General features: G+C 72.9%; 11 protein-coding genes. 8 read left to right on the top strand and 3 right to left on the bottom strand.

All coding sequences use genetic code 11. The features are described from left to right. Positions 1 to 31 precede the first annotated feature (31 nt). The 3 genes from ACFRFC_RS00690 to ACFRFC_RS00700 form a co-directional block, all read right to left on the bottom strand. Positions 32 to 1,303 (bottom strand): amino acid deaminase, encoded by a 1,272-nt coding sequence (locus ACFRFC_RS00690; protein ID WP_382679623.1) that lies wholly within the window; start codon positions 1,301 to 1,303, stop codon positions 32 to 34. Beyond that, the gene (locus ACFRFC_RS00695) at positions 1,296 to 2,909 is read right to left on the bottom strand and encodes an amidohydrolase family protein (protein ID WP_382679626.1); all 1,614 of its coding nucleotides are present in this window, start codon (positions 2,907 to 2,909) and stop codon (positions 1,296 to 1,298) included. Before ACFRFC_RS00695 ends, ACFRFC_RS00690 begins: the two co-directional genes overlap by 8 nt. 155 nt (positions 2,910 to 3,064) lie before the next feature. Beyond that, positions 3,065 to 3,829 (bottom strand): IclR family transcriptional regulator, encoded by a 765-nt coding sequence (locus ACFRFC_RS00700; protein ID WP_382679629.1) that lies wholly within the window; start codon positions 3,827 to 3,829, stop codon positions 3,065 to 3,067. Between the two features lie 173 nt (positions 3,830 to 4,002). On the opposite strand from ACFRFC_RS00700, the gene ACFRFC_RS00705 reads away from it, so the two are divergent. From ACFRFC_RS00705 to ACFRFC_RS00740, 8 genes are all read left to right on the top strand, one after another. Further along, a complete protein-coding gene (locus ACFRFC_RS00705; RefSeq protein WP_382679632.1) occupies positions 4,003 to 5,490 on the top strand; it encodes a M81 family metallopeptidase in 1,488 nt (495 codons plus the stop codon). Between the two features lie 228 nt (positions 5,491 to 5,718). Next, positions 5,719 to 6,915, top strand: a complete 1,197-nt coding sequence (locus ACFRFC_RS00710; RefSeq protein ID WP_382679635.1) for a sugar ABC transporter substrate-binding protein — start codon at positions 5,719 to 5,721, stop codon at positions 6,913 to 6,915. 133 nt (positions 6,916 to 7,048) lie between these two features. Further along, positions 7,049 to 8,911 carry an ATP-binding cassette domain-containing protein gene (locus ACFRFC_RS00715; RefSeq protein ID WP_382679638.1) on the top strand — a complete coding sequence of 621 codons (1,863 nt, stop codon included), beginning with the start codon at positions 7,049 to 7,051 and terminating at the stop codon, positions 8,909 to 8,911. Between the two features lie 2 nt (positions 8,912 to 8,913). Next, on the top strand, positions 8,914 to 9,684 hold the full coding sequence (locus ACFRFC_RS00720) for an SDR family NAD(P)-dependent oxidoreductase (protein WP_382679641.1): 771 nt from the start codon (positions 8,914 to 8,916) through the stop codon (positions 9,682 to 9,684). A gap of 139 nt (positions 9,685 to 9,823) precedes the next feature. Then, complete coding sequence (locus ACFRFC_RS00725) at positions 9,824 to 11,104, top strand: aspartate aminotransferase family protein (RefSeq protein WP_382679644.1); 1,281 nt, start codon at positions 9,824 to 9,826, stop codon at positions 11,102 to 11,104. 77 nt (positions 11,105 to 11,181) lie between these two features. Beyond that, positions 11,182 to 12,390: an enolase C-terminal domain-like protein gene (locus tag ACFRFC_RS00730; RefSeq protein WP_382679647.1), complete on the top strand. Its 1,209-nt coding sequence runs from the start codon at positions 11,182 to 11,184 to the stop codon at positions 12,388 to 12,390. A gap of 1 nt (position 12,391) precedes the next feature. Continuing rightward, complete coding sequence (locus ACFRFC_RS00735) at positions 12,392 to 13,261, top strand: SDR family NAD(P)-dependent oxidoreductase (RefSeq protein WP_382679650.1); 870 nt, start codon at positions 12,392 to 12,394, stop codon at positions 13,259 to 13,261. Positions 13,262 to 13,323: 62 nt separating this feature from the next. Continuing rightward, positions 13,324 to 15,837: a M81 family metallopeptidase gene (locus ACFRFC_RS00740; RefSeq protein ID WP_382679653.1), complete on the top strand. Its 2,514-nt coding sequence runs from the start codon at positions 13,324 to 13,326 to the stop codon at positions 15,835 to 15,837. Position 15,838: the final 1 nt, after the last annotated feature.

The raw sequence follows: 15,838 nt of genomic DNA on the forward strand, positions 1-15,838 counted from the left end.
ACCCCTGCGCCGCCCCCGTTCCGGCGGCCGGTCAGAAGGACGTATGCACCCGCCCGATCACCCCGTACTCACCGTCGACCAGCGGCATCACCCGCCACTTGTCGAACGTCGTGCACGGATGCGAGATCCCGAACCCGACGAGATCGCCGACCCGTGCCGGGGCGTCCGGTGGGAGGTCCACGTAGGTGTGCTGGTCGTTGACCGCCACGACCCGCCAGTCCGGCGGGGGAGCCGTCGGGGGACCGGTGCCGGTCCGGACCCGGAGCGGGACGGGGAACCCCGCGTCGGTGGAGAGGTCGCGCTTGCCCAGGCCGACGATGATCCGGCCGGGCTCCGGCCGGGAGAGCACCGGGGCCCACACCTCAAGGGCGGGCCTGAGCCGGGCCCCCGTACGGAGCCGTCCGGCCAGCGGGGAGAGCCGCTCGTAGCCGCCCGAGTCATGGGTGACGTAGCACCCGCTGCGCAGCACCACCCGATAGCCGGTGCCGCGCAGCGCGTCGGGCAGGACGGCGACGACCCGGTCGAAGTAGGCGCTGCCGCCCGCCGTGACGATCGGGACATCCGCGTCGAGCAGTCCCTCGGCGTGCAGACGGCGGGCGGTGGTGGCCATCCGGGACAGCAGCGCGTCGACCAGGATCAGCGTGGCGTCCAGATCACCGCCGTCGATGATGCCCTCGAACCCGGCGACCCCGGCGAGCCGGAGCGGCCCGGCCGCGATCCGGGCGGCCAGGGCGAGGGCGGCGGCGTCGTCACGCAATCCGGTACGTCCCTCGGGGACGCCGAGTTCCAGGAGCACCCCGAGCCGGTGTGCCGCGCCGGGGGACAGTCCGCGCTCCAGCAGGACGAGGCCGTCCTCGGAGTCGACGTAGGTCAGCAGTTCCAGGCCGGGGTGGGTCAGCAGGAGCGTGTCGAGGTGATGGACCGACGCCGGGTCGACGACTTGGTTCGCGACGAGGACCCGGCGTACCCCCATGGCCACCACCGCGCCCGCCTGCCAGCTCGTCGCGACCGTGATCGCCCACGCACCGGCCTCGATCTGCCGCGCGATGATCTCTGGGCTCATGGTGGTCTTGCCGTGCGGGGCGAGCCGCACGCCGTGCTGGGCGCAGTAGTCCGCCATGAGCGCGATGTTGTGGCGGAGGGGTTCGTCCAGCAGGACGGCGGTGGGGAGGAGAAAGGTGCCGTCGAAGAGGTTCGTGCGGTGGGTGTCCGACAGGTGGGTGAGGTCGTCGGGCGGGAGGCCCTTGGGGGCGATGCGGGCCGGTGGGGCCTGTCGGTCAGCGGTGGTCGGTGGCTCAGTCATGGTGGAGGAACCTCCCCGGGCGGTGGTCGGTCAGGCGTCCATCCGCGACGACCGTCCGCCCCGCGACCAGGACCCGGCGGATCCCCACGGGGGCCCGGCGCGGGTCGGCGAAGGTCGCGCGGTCGGCGACGGTACGGCTGTCGAACGCCACGAGGTCGGCCACGTACCCCGCGCGGATCTCGCCGCGCCCGCGCAGGCCGAGCCGCCGGGCCGGAGCCACGGTCATCTTGTGCACGGCGTCGGCCAGGGTCAGCCGGCCGGTGTCACGGACATAGCCGCCGAGCACCCGGGGGAAGGTGCCGAAGCCGCGGGGGTGCGGGGTGTCCCCGGCCGGGGCCAGCGGCAGCGCGTTGCCGTCGGAGCCGACCACCGACAGGGGATGCGCGAGGAACGTGCTCATGTCGGCGTCCGTGCGGTAGTGCAGCACGGCCTGCGCCGCGCTGCCGAACTCCGCGCACAGGTCGAGCACCACCACCTCCGGCGGTGTGCCGCGCGTGTCGGCGATCTCCGCGACGCTGCGGCCCACGACGGCCGTCTCCCCGCCCGCCGCGCTGATCACCACCCGGTCCCACAGCCAGGGGATACCGCCGAACCATCCCTTGCGGATGTCCGCGAGCGCGCGCCGCCGCCAGGCCGGATCGGTGCTGTGCTCCCGGAGCGCGTCGCTGCCGCCCGCCTGGACCCACGCGGGCAGGTACTGGACGAGGGCGGACGACGACGCGTCGTAGGGGTAGACGTCGAAGGCGAGGTCGGTGCCCGAGGCTACCGCCGCCTCGAACAGGCCCAGCATCTCGGGAGCGCGGCCCCAGTTCGCGGGTTCGTTGAGGGCGAGGTGCGAGTACTGGGTACGGACACCCGTGGCCCGCGCGCAGGCGACCGCCTCGTCCACGGCCGCGAACTCCCGCCCCGCGCCCGCCCGCGCGTGTGTCGCGTACAGCGCGTCATGGCGGGCGCAGACCTCGGCCAGCGCCTCGATCTCCGCGCTGTCCGCGAGGGAGGACGGCGTGTGCGTCAGGCCGGTCGACATCCCGAACGCGCCCTGGTCCAGGGCATCGTGGAGCAGCCGCCGCATGATGCGGACCTGCGGCGCCTGCGCGGTCGTGGCGTACGGGTCGGTCATCGCGGCGATGCGCAGCGCGCTGTGTCCGACGAGGGCCGCGACATTGAGCGCCGGGGGGTGGGCTCGTAGGGCGGCGGCGTAGCCGGTCAGGTCGTCCCAGGTGATCGTGGTGGGGCGGTCGCCGAGGCGGGCCAGGTGGTCGGTGAGGGTGGCGCGGTGTGCCGGGTGCGAGGGGAAGGCTGAGAAGCCGCAGTTGCCCACCACCTCGGTGGTGACGCCCTGGAGGACCTTGCTCTCACCCGCGGGGTCGTGCAGGAGGCTCACGTCGGAATGCGTGTGGATGTCGATGAACCCGGGGGTGAGGACGAGCCCGTCCAGGTCGAGGGTGTGCCGGGCGAGGCGGTCGGCGTCGGGGGCGTCCGGCGGGGTGAGGGGTGGTCCCGCGTAGGTGATGGTGTCGCCGGTGATGCCTATGTCCAGGGCCTGTTCGGGGCGGCCGGTGCCGTCCAGGACGCGGGCGCGGCGCAGGAGGAGGTCGAAGGTCATCGGGGGCCGTGCCTCATGGGGTACCTTCCCTTCGCTGCCCGGCGTCGGCCACCGCCATGGATCCGATGCCGGCCACCGCCAGGGATCGACGGTGGGCGGCGCCATGGATCCGACGGTTGCGGGTGCCATGGATCCGACGGTGGCCGGTCACCGGGTCACCGGATCAGTTCACCGAGGTCCGCCGCGGCGCCCGCCACCCGGCGGCCCACCCGCTGGAGGGTCTCCGCGCGCATCCGGGTGGTGGGGGCGGAGACACTGAGCGCCGCCACCGGCTTCGCCGAGCCGTCCAGGATCGCGGTGGCGACACAGCGCGAGCCGAGTTCGTTCTCCTCGTCGTCGACCGCGTACCCCATCTCCCGTACGCCCTCCAGCTGGCTCAGCAGGGCGGGGACCTCGGTCAGGGTGTGGGACGTCATCCCCGTCAGGTCGGCCGCCTCCAGCCGCTTCCTGGCCTCCTCGACCGGCAGGGCGGCCAGGATCGCCTTGCCCAGCGCCGTGGAGTGCACACAGTCGCGCAGTGCGATCTGCACGGTCGAGCGGAGTCGGTGGGTGCTCTCGATGGTGTCCAGGTAGACGATCTGGCCATGGCTGAGGACGCCGAGGTTCACCGTCTCGCCCAGCTCCTCGTTGAGGCTCTCCATCACGGGCCGGGCGACGCGCACCAGATCGCTCGAACTGCGGGCCGCCCGGCTCAGGCCGTGCAGGGCGGGTCCCAGCATGTACTCGCGCTGTTCCTCGTCACGGACGACATAGCCGCTCAGGTCGAGCGTCTTGAGGATCCGGTAGGCGGCGGGTTTGGTCACCCCCGCGTGCTCGCTGATGTGCGCGGCCGTGCAGGGGGCGTCCACCGCGAGGCAGTTGAGGATGTCGAGGGCCTTGAGGAGGACAGCCACCTCGTCGGTCCGTCGTTCGCGCGCCATAGCGCTTCGCTCCTTTCCGCGCACGCCGCCGGTTCGCGGCCATGGCGAGAGGTGGGGGAGGGGTGGGGGAGGGGCACCGGGTCCGTGGAGCACAGACCGAGCGATATTCCGGCAGTCGGACTCTTGTTCCGGCTACCGTACACACGCGGGACACACGACGGAAGGGGACCCGGATGCTCAGGATCGGTGTCGGAGGGATCTGGCAGGAGACCAACACCTTCGTGCCGCGCGCCACGACGCTGCGCGACTTCGAGAACTACCTCCTCGCGGAGGGCCCCGCGCTGCTCGACGCGGTGCGCGGCACGGGGACCGAACTCGGGGGCGCCGTCGCGTTCGCCGAGCAGAACGGGGTGCTGCCGGTGCCGCTGTGCTTCGGCGCCGCGCTCCCCTCGGGGGTCGTGGACGGGCGGGCGTTCGCGACGATGCTGCGCGCCCTGGTCGGGCGGGCCCGGAGCGCGGGCCCGCTGGACGGCGTGGTGCTCGCCCTGCACGGCGCGATGGTGGTCGAGGGCTGCCCCGACCCCGAGCTGCGCGTCGTCACCGCCCTGCGCGACGCGATCGGCGACGTGCCCGTGGCCGTCACCCTCGACTACCACGCCAACGTCGGGCCCGACCTGCCCCGCGCCGCCGACTTCCTCGTGGGCTACCGGACGTACCCGCACGTGGACATGGCCGAGCGCGGCGCCGAGGCGGTGGAACTGCTGGTGCGGCGGATCGGGCGGCCGCGCCGGACCCCGTACGCCTTCCGGAAACTGCCGCTGCTGACGGTCCCGCTCGCCCAGGAGGGCTCGGCCGAGCCCATGCGGTCCCTGCTGCGGGCCGTCGGCGACCTCACCCGAAGACCCGGTGTGTGGACGGCGAGCGCGCTCCCCGGATTCGCCTACGGCGAGGGGGACCGGCTCGGCTTCGGCGTCTACGTGTCCGCAGCCGACGGAGCCCACGGGCACGCCGCCGACCTCGCCGAACAGATCTGGTCCCAGCGCGAGAACTTCACCTGCGACCTGGTGGACGCGGACGCGGCGGCCCGCGCCACGATGAGCGGGCCCGGCCCCGTCGTTCTGGTCGACGTGGCCGACAACGTCGGCGGCGGATCCCCCGGCGACGGCACCGCGATCCTGCACGCCCTCGCGGCGGCGGGCGCGCACGGCTCGGTGTCGGTGCTGTGGGACCCCGTGGCGGTGGCGGCGGCCGAGCGGACCTACGGCGAGCTGGTGGCGCTCCCCGTGGGCGGGCGCAGCGACCCGTCCATGGGCACGCCCTTCGTGCTGTCGGGTCCGGCCCGCCGGCTGGGCCGGGTCGGCTACACCCGCACGGGGAGCTACATGCGCGGCCAGCGCGTCGACATGGGCCGGGTCGTCGTGGTCGACGCCCCGATCGGGACCGTCGTCCTCACCGAACACCGGGTGGTGCCCTTCGACGACGACCACCTGCGGGTCCTCGGGGTGGAGCCGCGCGCGGCCCGGTCCCTCGTCGCCAAGGGCGCCATCGCCTGGAAGGCGGCCTTCGGCGGCTACGCCGCCCGCACCCTCCACGTACGGACACCGGGCTACTGCCCGGCCGCCCTGGACCAACTCCGCTACCGGCACCGCCCCACGCCCCTGTTCCCACTGGAGCGCGACCCCGCCTGGGAGGCGGCCGTGGCGGCCGGTCTGCGGGGGTGAGAGGCGACTCCACCCCGCGTACCCCCCCCGCGTACCCCCCCACGTACCCCCACCATCCCCGCCACTCCCACACCACTCATTTCGGCCATGTCCGATCTATTGACACCCCCCTACCCCCTTCCTACGGTGTCCGCAACGCAAAAACCCAATCCGCATTGCGGAATCAGGGGGTGTCGAGTGTCTGTACTTCACTACCGGCGGAGCAGATCGGAGCGCCGCTACCGGCGCATGGGATCGGAACCTCACCACCGGCGAGGCGGATCGGGCCGACGGCCCCGCGCGCCGCGCTCCCTCGCCTTCCTGGCCGGGTCCCTCGCCGCCGGGATGCTGCTCACCGCGTGCGGCGGGTCCACGGACTCGGGTTCCGCCGCCTCGGGCGACGGCGAGGGGGACATCGGGCCCGGTATCGCCGCGCCGAAGGATCTCAAGCCGTTCGAGTTCGGCCAGCCGGCCGGCGAGAAGCCCGACCTGCCCAAGCGGATCGCCTGGGCGAACACCTCGGACGCGGAGTTCTTCCTCCAGATCACCAACTCCATCGAACTCGCCGCCAAGGAACGCGGCCTGGAATTCGTGACCGCCATCGCCAATGACGACTCAGCCAAGAACATCGAGCAGATAGAAACGTTTCTGCAGCGCGGGGTGGGGGCCCTCTGCATCCAGCCGCTCGACGCCAACGCCCAGGCCCCGCTCATGCAGCGGGCCATCGAGTCGGGGGCCGCGGTGATGTCGCTGGTGACCCCGCCGAGCACCGTGCAGGCCGTCGCCGACCAGTACAAGGTGGGGCAGGCCCAGGGGCTCGCCGCCGCCAAGTACATCACCGAGGAACTCGACGGCAAGGCCAAGGTCGTCTACTTCAACAACGACACCATCGAGGTCCTCAAGGCCCGGCACCAGGGCGTTCTCGACGGGCTCAGGACCGCGGGCGACGGAGTCGAGATCGTCGCCGACGTCCAGCCCCCGGCCATCACCCAGGAAGGCGGCTTCAAGGCACTGAGCACCGTCCTCCAGAAGGAACCGGACATCGACGTCATCCTCGGCGGCGACACCCATGTCCTCGGCGCGCTCTCCGCGCTGGAGTCGGCCAAGGCCGTCAAGCCGCACATGTACCTGTCCGGCATCGACGGCGACGAGCAGGCCCTCGCCGAGGTCGGCGAGAAGGGCGTCTACCGGGCCAGCTTCGCCTTCGCCTACCCGCTGATGGGCTACGCGTGGGCCCAGTTCGCCGCCGACTGGCTCGAAGGCAAGCCCGTACCCCAGGTCATGCAGTTCAACGCGATCGAACTGAACTCACCCGAGACGATCGCCGCGTACAAGGCCGACATGAAGGACGTCGCCACGACCTGGAAGAACGCCGAGACCTACTTCACCCTGCTCGGGTCCGTCGACTACGAGCACCGCGACCAGTACATCAACGACGCGGCCTGAGGGCCCGGCCGGGCCTCGGGACGTTCGCGACCCACCTCGAAGGTCCGCCCTCGAAGAGGCCCGGCCCCGCCCCTCCGGACTCCGGCACGAGTTCCGGACCACCGCGGCACCCGCCGAGAACGGGGTTTCCACCGTGAGGTTCAACCGTCCGCCGCGCACCTATCTGGTGCCCGGGGAGCCGAGCAGACGTATCGGGCTCGCGCTCCTGTGCATCGGGCTCATCGCGTACTTCGGCGTCAGCTTCGACAACTTCTTCGCCGTGTCCAACGGCCTGACCATCTCACTGAACGTCTCCGCCATCGCCATCGCGGGCGTCGGCGCCATGTTCCTGCTGATCTCCGGGAACGTCGACCTGTCCATCGGCGGCCAGTACGCCCTGATCTCCGTGGTGACCGCGCAGGTCGCCGCCGACACCGGCGGCGTCGTGCTCCCGGTGGCGGCCGGGCTGGCCATGGGACTCGTCCTCGGCCTGGTCAACGGGGTCCTCGTCCGGGTCATGCGGATATCGCCGCTCATCGTGACCCTGGGCACCATGGCGGTCTTCAAGGGCTGCGCCTATCTCGTCGGCGAGGGCCGGTCGGTCTTCGGGTTCTCCGACGCGTTCATCGAACTGGGCCGGGGCCGCCCCGCCGGCATCCCCGTCCCGGTCATCGTCGCGGTCGTCGTCCTCGTGCTGGGCGGCCTGTGGCTGCTGCGCACCCCGGCGGGCCTGCGGCTGTACGCCATCGGCGGCAACGTCCACGCGGCCCGGCTGACCGGCGTACCCGTGGACCGTACCGTCATCAAGCTGTACGTCTTCAACGGGCTGCTGATGGGGATCGTCGCCGTCCTCACCACCGCCCGCCTCGGCAGCGGCACCCCGCAGATCGGTACCCAGTTCGAACTCGACGTCCTGACCGCCGTCATCCTCGGCGGTGTCGGGTTCGCCGGGGGAAGCGGCCACCCCGCCGGGGTCTTCGTCGGCGTGGCGACCATCGGTGTCCTCGGCTCCGGGCTGATCTTCGCCGGGCTGGAGGACTGGTGGCAGCAGATCACCAAGGGTGCCGTGCTGCTGCTCGCCCTCGGCGCCGACCAGCTCGCCACCCACCGCCGGGACCACGCCGTACGCAAGGAGGCACCGGCCGAGGCCCGTGACCCGGCGCGTGCCGACGCCGCCGCCGACGAGTACGGCACCGGCCTGGAACGGGTCCGTGAACCCGGCCGTACGGTCCTGGAGTGCCAGGGTCTGTCCCGGCGCTTCGGGTCGGTGTTCGCCCTGCGTGACGGCTCGTTCTCCGTGCGCGCCGGGGAGGTGGTCTGTCTCGTCGGCGACAACGGCGCGGGCAAGTCCACACTGGTGAAACTGATCTGCGGGGTGCACCGCCCCGACGGCGGCCGGATCACCTTCGACGGCGAACCGGTGCGCTTCAGCACGCCGCTCGACGCTCGCCGCAGCGGCATCGAGACCGTGCACCAGGATCTCGCGGTCTGCCCCAACCTGGGCGTCGCCCACAATCTGATCCTCGGCGACGAACCCCGCCGCCGCTACCTCCCGGTCCGCGACGACGCGGAGGCCGTCCGCAGGACCCGCACGCGCCTCGCTTCCCTCGGTATCGAACTGCCCGACCTCAACCGCTCCGTCGGCCGCCTCTCGGGCGGACAGCGGCAGTCGGTGTCCATCGCCCGTGCCATGCGCGAGGACGTGAAACTCGTCATCCTCGACGAGCCGACGGCCGCGCTCGGCGTCACCCAGACCCGCAATGTGCTGCGCATCGTCCGCCAGGCCGCCGAGAACGGCGCCGGTGTCATCCTCATCAGCCACGACATCCGTACCGTCTTCGCCGTCGCCGACCGCGTCGTCGTCCTGCGCCTCGGCACGGTCGTCCATGACGGCGATGTCGCCGGCATCACCCACTCGAAGCTGCTGCACCTGATGGCCGGCCTCGACCAGGACACCCCCGCCGCCACGCCTGCCGACAGCCCGCCACAACCCGCGTCCACCAGCGGAGGGAAGTGACCATGCACCCACCGGACTTCGACCTCACCGGCCGCCGCGCCCTGGTGACCGGCGGCGGCGACGGACTCGGCCGTCAGCTGACCGAGGCACTCGTCGACGCGGGCGCCACGGTCACCATCTGCGGCCGGCGCCCCGAACCACTGGAACGGACGGCCGCGGAACTCGACCCCGGCACCGTCACCCCGATCCGCGCCGACGTCACCGACCCCGCCGACGTGGACGCCCTGGTCGCCGCCGCCGGGCCCGTCGACATCCTGGTCAACAACGCCGGACTCGCCCACCGCGCCCCCTGGCCCGAGGTCACCCAGCAGGACTGGCGGCAGATCATGACCCTCAACGTCGAGGCCCCCTTCCGGCTCTGCCAGAAACTCGTCCCCGGCATGGCCGAGCGCGGCTGGGGCCGCGTCGTCAACGTCGCCTCGGTGTACGGGCTCGTCGCCGGGGACGCCTCCCGCTATCCCGGCGTCGGACTGGACATCGCCTCCTACTTCGCCAGCAAGCACGGCCTGATCGGGCTGACGAAATTCCTCGCCGCCCAGCTCGGACCCACCGGGGTCACCGTCAACGCGCTGTGCCCCGGCATGTTCCCCAGCCCCGCCAACGACGACGCCCTCAGCGACGAGGTGTCCACCGCCCTCAGCGCGGGCACCCCGGCCGGCCGCCTCGGCACCGACCGCGAACTGCGCAGCGCGCTGCTCTTCCTCACCGCCCCGGCGTCGTCCTTCGTCACCGGCCAGAGCGTCGTCGTCGACGGCGGCTGGACCCTGTGGTGACCCCGTGACCGCGGCGATCCCCGGCCGGCCCGGGACCGGCACACCGCCCGAGACCGGCACCCCACTTGGGACCGGCACCCCACCTGGGACCGCCACCCCGCTCCCGCCTCAACCCCCGCCCCACCGACAGGAGTTCCCCATGCGGTTCGACGTGTCGAGGCAGCGGATCCGTGACGGCGGCCGCTACGTCGCCGGAGGCGTCAACAGCGCCTTCCGGGCCGGCATCCGGCCCACCCCCCTGGTGTTCGAGTCCGCCCACGGCGCCCGGCTCGTCGACGCCGACGGCAACCACCTGCTGGACTACGTCCTCGGCATGGGTCCCATGCTGCTGGGCCACAGCCCCGCCCCGGTCCTGGCGGCGGCCCGCGAACAGCTCGGCCGCAGCGTCCTGGTCGCCGGACAGACCCCGCTGGAGTACGAGGCGGCCCGGCTGGTCACCGAACTGGTCCCCGCCGCCGGACGCGTCCGCTTCTCCTCCACCGGAAGCGAGGCCGTGCAGTCCGCGCTGCGGCTGGCCCGCGCCGCCACCGGACGCCGGGTCGTCGTCAAGTTCGAGGGCCACTATCACGGCTGGTTCGACAACGTGCTGTGGAGCGTCGCCCCCGACCCCGCCGCGGCGGGCCCCGCGAACGCCCCCGTCCCGGTACCGGGCTCCGCGGGCCAGCTCCCCGCCCAGGACATCGCCGTACTGCCCTGGAACGACGCCGACGCCGTACGGGCCCGGCTGGCCCCCGGTGACGTGGCCGCCGTGATCATGGAACCGGTCATGTTCAACAACGGCGGCGTCCCGCCCCGCGCCGGATACCTGGCGGCGGTCCGCGACCTGTGCGCCGCCACCGGCACCCTGCTGATCTTCGACGAGGTCATCACCGGCTTCCGGGTCTCGCCCGGCGGAGCCCAGGCCCGCCTGGGAGTTCTCCCCGACCTGACCGTCCTCGGCAAGGCCCTCGGCAACGGCTTCCCCGTCGCCGCCCTCGCCGGACCCGCCGACCTCATGGAGCTGATCGGCGACCGGCGGGTCCTGCACGGCGGCACCTACAACACCCAGTCCGTCGCCATGGCCGCCACCACCGCCGTACTGCGCGAGATCGCCACCGGCGAGCCGCACACCCGTATCGCGCGGACCGGCGCCCGCCTGATCAGCGGCCTGGAGAAGGCGTTCGGCGACGCCGGGGTGCCCGCCCAGGTGGCCGGCTACCCGGCCGTCTTCCATGTGCGGTTCACCGACGGCCCGCCACCGCAGGACTACCGCTCCGCGCGGGCGCTCGACAGCACCCGGTACACCGAGTTCGCCCACCGGCTCCTCGAACGCGGTGTACGCGTCCTGCCGCGCGGCACCTGGTTCGTCTCGTCCGCGCACACCGACGACGACATCGACATGACCCTCGACGCCGTCACCCACGCACTCTCCCGGATCTGACCCGCGACCTGTGACCCGTGACCCGCGATCCGCAACCCGCGATCCGTGACCCGCGACCTCGTGAAGGAGCCGCTTCCATGAAGATCGTCAACATTCGGGCGACACCCGTCACCGTGCCGCTCAAACGGCCCCTGCGCTGGTCGTTCGGCGTGGAGACCAGCACCACCCGCACCATCGTCGAACTGGAGACGGACGAAGGGCTCATCGGCGTCGGCGAGACCCGCGGCGGCGACGAGGTGGTCCGTGCCCTCGCGCTGCACCGCGATCTGTTCATGGGCACCGACCCCTTCGAGGTGTCCCGGATCGCCCGCCGATTCGCCGTCTTCCGGATGACCAGCGAGCAACTCGCCCTCGTCGGCGCCGCCAAACTGGCCGGTGCCGCCGTGGAGATGGCCTGCTGGGACCTGATCGGCAAGGCCCTCGGCAAACGCTGCGGCGACCTCTGGGGCGGCATCGGCACCGAGCGCGTCGAATTCGCCGCCTACGTCTTCTACCGCTACGCGAGCGCCACCGACATCGGCGACGGCGACCGCCCGGAGAACGCCGCCGACCACGCCGAGGAACTCTTCGACACCCACGGGTTCCGCGACATCAAGTTCAAGAACGGGGTCCTCACCCCCGAGGAGGAGATCCGCTCGGTCCGGCTGATGCGGGAACGCCTCGGCGGACGGCTGCGCCACCTGCGGATCGACCCGAACGCCGTGTGGTCGGTGCAGACCAGCGTCCGCGTCCTGAACGAACTGGACGAGTACGGGCTGGAGTTCTGCGAGGACCCCACCTGGGGCCTGGAGGGCATGTCCCTGGTGCGGGAACGCACACCCGTCGCGCTCGCCACCAACATGGCCTGTGTCACCTTCGAGCAGATCCCGCTGTCGGTACGGCTGCGCGCCGTCGACGTGATCCTCGGCGATGTCCACTTCTGGGGCGGCCCCAGCGCCGTACTGCACCTGGCGAAGGTGTGCGAGACCTTCAACATCGGACTCAGTCTGCACAGCGACCGGGAACTGGGGATCTCCACGGCCGCCGTACTGCATCTGGCCGCGTCGGAGACCATGGTCAGCCACACCGTCGACACCCACCTGCTGGAACAGGCCGACGACATCATCACCGAGCCGTTCACCTTCCACGAGGGGCGCGTACAGGTGCCCACCGGTCCCGGACTCGGTGTCACCCTCGACCGGGACAAGCTGCGCTTCTACGCCGAGCACCACCAGCGGGTGGGGGAGAGCAGCGAGTTCAAGGACCCGGCCCAGGCGGGCTTCCGGGCCCGGTTCCCGAAGTACTGACATGACGGGAACAACGGATGCGGCAAGTACCCCAGGCACCACCCCAGGCACCACTCCCGGCACCACTCCCGGCACCACTCCCGGCACCCCGGGCACCCCGCCCACCCCCGGCGCCGCGGGCGTGGCCCTCGTCACCGGCGCGGCCGGGCTCATCGGCCGGGACGTGGCGACCCGGCTGGCCCGGGACGGCTACGCCGTCGCCGTGAACTGCCCGCCGGGCCCGGAGCACGAGACGGCGGCCGCGGCGGTCGTCGCGGACATCACCGCCCGGGGCGGCCGGGCCGTGGTGGTGCCCGGCGATGTCTCCGACCCCGAGCAGACCACGGCGATGGCGGCCCGCACCCGCGCCGAACTCGGCCCCGTGACCTCCCTCGTCTGCAACGCGGCCGTGTCCGTCGCCGCCCGCCGGGACTGGCGCGCGCACTCGGCCGCCGACTGGGCCGAGGTGCTCGCCGTCAATGTCACCGGGGCCTACCTGTGCGCACGGGCCGTCCACCCGGACCTGGTCGCCTCCGGACGCGGGTCCGTCGTCGTGATGGCGTCGGTGACCCCACTGCTCGGCCGCACCGGCAACCTGCCCTACGTCACCTCCAAGGCCGCCCTCATCGGCCTCACCCGCGCCCTGGCCCGCGAGGTGGGCCCCGACGGCGTACGGGTCAACGCCCTCGCCCCCGGCGCCATCCGGGGCGAGGCCGAGGCGGTGTACGGCGACCCCGGCGAACTGGAGCGCACCATGGCCGCCCTCCAGTCGCTGCCCCGCAGGGGAGAGGCGTCCGACGTGGCCTCCGCCACGGCCTGGCTGCTGGGCCCCGATTCCGGATTCGTGACCGGACAACTCCTCGTGATCGACGGCGGATGGGTGATGCACTGATGACCGGGACACCAGGCACGCCAAGCACACCAGGCACACCACGTACACGAAACGCGCCACGCGTGGCCGTCGCCGCCCTCATCCAGGAGACCAACACCTTCTCACCGGCCGCCACCACCCTCGCCGACTTCCAGGCGCACGGCCTGTGGCTCGGCGCACCGGCCGCCGACCTCTCGTACGGCACCAACACCGAGATCGCCGGAGCCGTCGAGACCCTCGCGGAGGCGGGCGACGAGCCGGTCCCGATCCTCCGCGCCTGGGCGATGTCCGGCGGCACCCTCGACGCCGACGCCTTCGAAACCCTCCGCACCCTCCTCACCGACGGACTGCGCGCCGCCGCCCCCCTCGACGGCCTCGTCCTGTGCCTGCACGGCGCCCTGGCCGCCGCCCACGAACCAGCGGCCGACGCCGCCCTCACCGAGGCCGCCAGAACCGTACTCGGCCCCGGCACCCCCCTGATCGTCACCCACGACCTGCACGCCAACGTCACCGCCCGTATCGTCGCCGCCGCGACCGCCCTCGTGGGCTTCCGGACCTACCCCCACATCGACCAGGCCGACACCGGCCGACGCGGCGCGAACCTCGTCCTACGCGCCCTGCGCGACCGCCGATCGGCACCGCACACCGTCCTGGCCAAGCGCCCGCTGCTCCTCCCCGCCGAGTCCCAGGCCCTGGCCGACCCGCCGATGGCCCGGCTGCGCCGGCTGGCCGACGCCGCCACGACCGGCGACATCCTCGACGTCTCCCTGTTCCCGGTACAGCCCTGGCTCGACGTCCCCGAACTCGGCTTCGGCGTGACCGTGACCACCACCGGCGACCGCGCCACCGCCGCCCGCCTGGCCGACGAACTGGCCGAGGCCGCCTGGACGGACCGTGCCGCCTTCGACGTGGCACTGCACGACCTCACCACCACCGTCAGCGGCATCGAGCGACGCGACGGCACCGGCCCCGTGCTGCTCGTCCAGTCCGCCGACTCCCCGACGGCCGGGGCCACGGCCGACAGCGCCACCGTCATCGGAGCGCTCCTCGACCACGGCCGGGGACTCACCGGCCTCGCCACCGTCGTCGACCCCCCGGCCGTCGCCGCCTGCTTCGACGCGGGCCCCGGCGGCGCCGTACGCACCACCCTCGGCGCCACCCTCGACCGCCGCTGGTCCGACCCCGTCGCCGTGCGCGGCCATGTCGCACGCCTCGGCACCAGCCCGGTCGTCCTCACCGGCGACTCGATGACCGGCCAGCGGATCTCGATGGGCCGATGGGCCGTCCTGGACACCGGACGGGGCCCGGTCATCCTCGTCACCGAACGCCCGGCCCCCACCTTCGACCCGGCCGCCTACCGCCACGCGGGCCTCGAACCACGCGACGCCGACGCGGTGGTGGTCAGGTCGGCCACGATGTACCGGGCCGGGTTCCAGGGCCAGTACTCCACGGCGTACGTCCTGGACCTCCCCGGCGCCAGCACCCCACGGTTCGGCTACCTCGACTACCGGCACGCCCCGCGCCCCCTGCACCCGCTCGACCCGGCGGCGCCCCCACCGACCGCCCTCTTCGTCGAGGACAACCGGGTGCCCGTCTACTACGCGGGCGGCGCCCGCATCACCGAGTTCCGCACGGGCGACGACAGCACGGACGGCGGCCCCGAGGACTGGGTGGGCTCGGTGACCGCGCTGCCCGCCTCCCTGCTGCCGCCCGGAGCCGCCTCCGACACCGGCGTGTCGATGACCGCCAAGGGCTCCCTGCGCGACCTCATCACCGCCGACCCCACCGGCTGGCTCGGCGACCGCCTCGCGCGGGCGTTCGACGGCCACACCGGCCTGCTCGTGAAACTCCTCGACGCGGGGGAGCGCCTCCCCGTCCACTGCCACCCCACGCGGGAGTTCGCCCGCACCCACCTCCACAGCCCGTTCGGCAAGACGGAAGGCTGGATCGTGCTGCGCGCCGACCCGGACGCCAGGGTCTGGCTCGGCATGCGCGAGCGGGTCACCCCCGCCGACCTCCGCCACTGGATCACCCGGGGCGACCTCCCGTCGATGCTCGCGGCCATGAACGAACTCCCCGTCCACCCCGGCCAAGTCATCTACGTACCCGCCGGACTGCCCCACGCCATAGGACCCGGCGTCACGGTGATCGAACTCCAGGAACCCACCTCCTTCTCCGTCCTCGCCGACCACCACGCCTTCGGCCTCGGCGAGGACACCGCCACCCTCGGCCTCGGCTGGGACACGGCCCTGTCCTGCTTCGACCTCAGCGCCCACGGCACCCGCCTCGACGCCCTGCTGCCCCCGCCCCGCCCCGTCCCCGGCACCGCACCCGGCGGACGCCTCACCACCCTCTTCCCGCCCGGCGCCGACCCGTACTTCCGCGCCTGGCTGGCCGAGTGCGACGGCGAGTTCACCCTGCCCCCGACCGGTTTCGCCGTCCTGGTGGTCACGGCCGGGACCGGCACCCTCAGCTGGCCCGACGGCCCCGAACTGCCGGTACGGCGCGGCAGAACCCTCGTCGTCCCCGCCGCCGCGGGGCCGCTGACCGTACGCGGTGACCTCACCGTCGTCGTCTGCCTCCCGCCGGAGGTGTGAC

It is taken from the genome of Streptomyces sp. NPDC056734, from assembly GCF_042790455.1.
Lineage (GTDB): Bacteria > Actinomycetota > Actinomycetes > Streptomycetales > Streptomycetaceae > Streptomyces.